This is a genomic window from Adlercreutzia wanghongyangiae (genome assembly GCF_035989245.1).
GTDB classification, from domain to species: domain Bacteria; phylum Actinomycetota; class Coriobacteriia; order Coriobacteriales; family Eggerthellaceae; genus Adlercreutzia; species Adlercreutzia wanghongyangiae.
The window spans coordinates 1-3628 of record NZ_JAYMFF010000037.1 but is presented as its reverse complement, the minus strand read 5'-3'; the positions used below and the strand labels follow the sequence as shown (position 1 = coordinate 3628).

The following is a 3628-nucleotide window of genomic DNA, read 5'->3' as shown; positions in this document are numbered from 1 at the left end:
TGCCCCCGAAACTGCCCCGATTTCCCGTTTTTCACCTCGAAGCAAGCCCAAAAAGGTGGAAATCGGGAAATCGGGGCAGTTTTTCGCACGCGGGTCTTTGCTTTGGAAGAGAGCGCCCCGCAGGGAGGGGTGCGGGGCGCAAGGGGGAGGATAGATTTTTACGGGCCGGGGCCTGGCATCCTGCGGGGAGTCGGCCCCCGGCCTTTTCTGCAAAGGACGACCCGAGATGTTAGGCGGAAATGGCCACCACGTCGGCCTCGGTAATAGGTGTGGAGGCCTCCAGCTTGCCGCCCGTGGCCGCCTGGATGCCGCAGATGCGGCCCGACATGATGCAGTGGCCCGCCGACATGCCGGCCTGGTACATGGACCAGTCGGGCGCGCCGCACAGCTGGCCGGCACCGAAACCGGTGATCCACAGGTTCGGGATGACCGTGCCGTCGGTGCGGGTGGCCTGGTAGTTCTCGTTTACCGTCGCGCCGGCGCACAGGGCGGACACGCGCACGTGCTTGTGGATGCCCCAGAACGGCGGCTGCTCCACCTTCTTCAGGTACTTGACCTCCTTGCCGAAATCGGCGTCGAAGCCCGCGTCGCACATCTGGTTGTAGCGCTCCACCGAGGCCTTCAGCGCGTCGGCCGGGATGCCCAGCTTGCCGGCCAGCTCATCCAGGGTGTCGCAGCAGTAGGTGTCGATCAGGCCCTCAATGACGGCGTTGCCGCTTTCGGGGGAGCGGTCCATCTCCACGTCGGGCATGTACTTCTGCATGTTCTCCGGCTCGGTGGCCTTGCCGCCCCACTCGGTAACCTGAGCCACGTAGTTGTTATCGAAGATCTGCGAGTACCAACCGGGCTTGGGCTGGTTGCGCAGCACGCAGTTGATCTCCTCGAACACGCAGTCCTCGTTCATGAAGCGCTCGCCGTTCTCGTTCACCGTGAGGAAAGGCTCGTCGAACATGGGGCCCGAGTCGAAGTCGTGCATCATGTGGGAATGGCCCACGGGCACGAAGCCGCCGCCGATGGCCATGGCCATCAGGATGCCGTCGCCGGTCTTGCCGCTCTGCTTGCGGTCGAAGTCCTTTACGTCGGGGCAGTAGCGCTCCACCAGGCTCTGGTTGTTCTGATAGTCGCCGGTGGACACCACCACGCCCTTGGTGGCGTTGAACTTGATGTACCCGTCGGGACCCTTGCCGATCACGCCGGTCACGGCGCCGGACTCATCGGTGATAAGCTGCACGCCGGGGGTGGAGAAGAAGAACTCCACGCCGCGCTCGGCGGCCAGGTCGGACAGGTGCTCGATCATGGTGCCGTTGTTGTAGGGCTTGGGGCCGAACATGATGGAGCGACGGGCGCACTTCGAGCCGTCCTCGTACTCGGCCACGGCCGTGGGGCGCACGGTGTAGGGCGGGAAGCCGGCCTCGGCGGTGCGCACCTGGGTCCAGCGGATGGCCTCGCCGGAATATTTGGCGTAGGTCTCGGCCAGCTTGCGGTCGGCGCGCCAGCCGCAGTCCTCCAAAAAGCCCTGGATGTAGTTCATCACGCCCTGCTCGTCGCTCTCGTCCAGCAGCACGCCGGAGCAGGTGCCGCCTTGGGAAATGGGCTTGCTCTCCTTCTGCAGCACGGCGACGGTCGCGCCTTCTTCCAGGGCGGAAAGCGCGGCGGGTACACCACCGGTGCCGGCGCCCACGACTACCACGTCGTAGGTTTTCTCGTCGGCGAAGTCGGTGATGGGGGCCAGCTCCACCGGCGACTCCTTGAAGTCGCTCTCTTGCAGGCCCGCGGGGTACTCGATGCCGCCCGTTTCGGCGGTCTGCGGATTGTCCTTGCTCGGCGCGCAGCCTGCCAGGCCGGCACCGGCGGCGCTGACGGCACCCACAGCCAGCGCACCTTTCAGAAAGTCTCGACGATTCAGTTCCACGACTCCCTCTCCTTTCATTACATGGTCGTGAGACGCGCAGCGTCCCAATATTGGCGGAGAACGCCGGTGGGTCGTGCGCGCCTTTCCCAACCTACCCTCCGCCGCGGGGGAGCGCCTACCACAAACGGTATGAAGTAGGGGAAAACAGTCACACTCATACCGTTTTTCTGATATAACGGGGCGGGAGGAACTTTACCGATGTCATCAATTCGCTCGCGCGCTCGCAATGCGCAGGGAATGCCTTTGGCCATGGTCGGCGTTGCCTGTGCGCTCATGGTGCTGGAAATTCAGCGCATGCCCGTGGCCCATGTGGTCAGCTTTTCCATGTTCGCGCCGCTGCCCTACGGGGCCGAGGCGGCTCTGATTGCCGCGTTGGGCCTGTGGGCGCTGCGGGGGCGGTCGCGTCCTCTGGGCGCGTCGGTGGCCGTGCGGGCGACGGTGGCTGTTCTGGCCGTGGCCTCGGCGTGGCTCGTGCTGGAGGGCAGCGCGTTCTCGTCGTCCGCTATGCTGGCTGTTCGCGTGGTGTACCGTATGACCACGGGGCTTCTCGTGGTGCTGTGGAGCGAGCGACTGCTGCCGCTGGGTGCCCGACGCGCGGCGGTGGTGATCGGCGGGGCGTGTGCGATTTCCGGCGCCGCTACGCTGGCTTTGGCCGCGGTGCCCTCGGTGGCGGCCTCGCCGGTGCTGGTCGCCATCGCTGTGGGCGGAAGTGCGGCTTTCGTGGCCTTCCAGCCGACACGCGTCGAAGAGGTGCCCCCGGCGCCTTGCGCGCCCCTGCCGACGTTCTCGTGCCGCACGCGTTCCGATTTAGTGGCTGCTGTGGGCCTGCTGTGCTTGCCCCTGCTGTCCCGGGCTACCACGACGTCTACGCTGCAGGCTTGGATGCCCCTGCAGCAGGCCAGCGGCGGCCTGGCCATGCAAGCGGCCATCGGCTGCGGCATTTTGCTGGGCGCCGGCGCCATCGCCCTCATCATCCGCTTCGCCTGGAACCGCGGCTTCGTGCTGGCCTTCGATCTGGTCGTAGTGCCCGTATCGTTTTTGTCGCTGTACACCGCCCAGCTGGTCAGCGACTTATGGCCCCTGCATTTCATGATCGTGGACTCAACTTACAAGGTGGTGCTGTTCTATGTGATGATGGCGCCTTTCCTGTTCCCACCGCGCCGAGAAGGCGCGGTGTCGTCGGCGCCCGCCTACGGGGTGTTCGCGTTTATGATCGGGGCGCGGGCCGTGTTCATCGGCCTTCAGGATGTGCTGCCGGCCTCGGCCTATGCGGGGCTGTGCGTGGTCATCGTGGTGGCGTCGTTCATCGGCACCGGGGTGCTGGTGTTGCTGATGGTGGCGCGCGAGGGGGAGGCGCGCTCTCGTCACGACGAGGCCCCGGGGGCGGCGGTGGCTGATACCGCCGACTTGTGCGAGGCGCTGTCCGATCGGTTCCAGCTGACGCCGCGCGAGCGGGAGGTGTTCGTGCTGCTGGCCCAGAACTACCGAGCGCCCTATATCGCCGAGAAGCTGGTGGTCAGCCAGTCTACGGTGAAGACCCACATGCGCAATCTCTACGCCAAGCTGGGCGTGCATTCCCAGGCGGAGCTGCTGTTGCTGGTAGATCGGGAGGCCGAGGGGCTGTCCATTCACGGCGACCCGCCGCGGGCGGGCTGAAGCCCGCCCCTACGACGGCATCTCTAACGATGGTATCTCTAACGACGGCGCCCCTAACGA

The 3628-nt window shown here is 65.8% G+C and carries 2 protein-coding genes; one reads left to right on the top strand and one right to left on the bottom strand.

Annotated features, from left to right (window positions below):
- Nucleotides 1-229: 229 nt before the first annotated feature.
- A complete protein-coding gene (locus VIN30_RS11460) occupies nucleotides 230-1912 on the bottom strand; it encodes an FAD-dependent oxidoreductase (RefSeq protein WP_338211630.1) in 1683 nt (560 codons plus the stop codon).
- A gap of 198 nt (nucleotides 1913-2110) precedes the next feature.
- Between VIN30_RS11460 and VIN30_RS11455 the strand changes: the two genes are divergently transcribed.
- Nucleotides 2111-3568 carry a helix-turn-helix transcriptional regulator gene (locus VIN30_RS11455; protein WP_338211629.1) on the top strand — a complete coding sequence of 486 codons (1458 nt, stop codon included), beginning with the start codon at nucleotides 2111-2113 and terminating at the stop codon, nucleotides 3566-3568.
- Nucleotides 3569-3628: the final 60 nt, after the last annotated feature.

What these genes read in the sequence shown, in the direction of transcription:
- VIN30_RS11455 (WP_338211629.1), top strand. Translation starts at nt 2,111, where the DNA reads ATGTCATCAATTCGCTCGCGCGCTCGCAATGCGCAGGGAATGCCTTTG.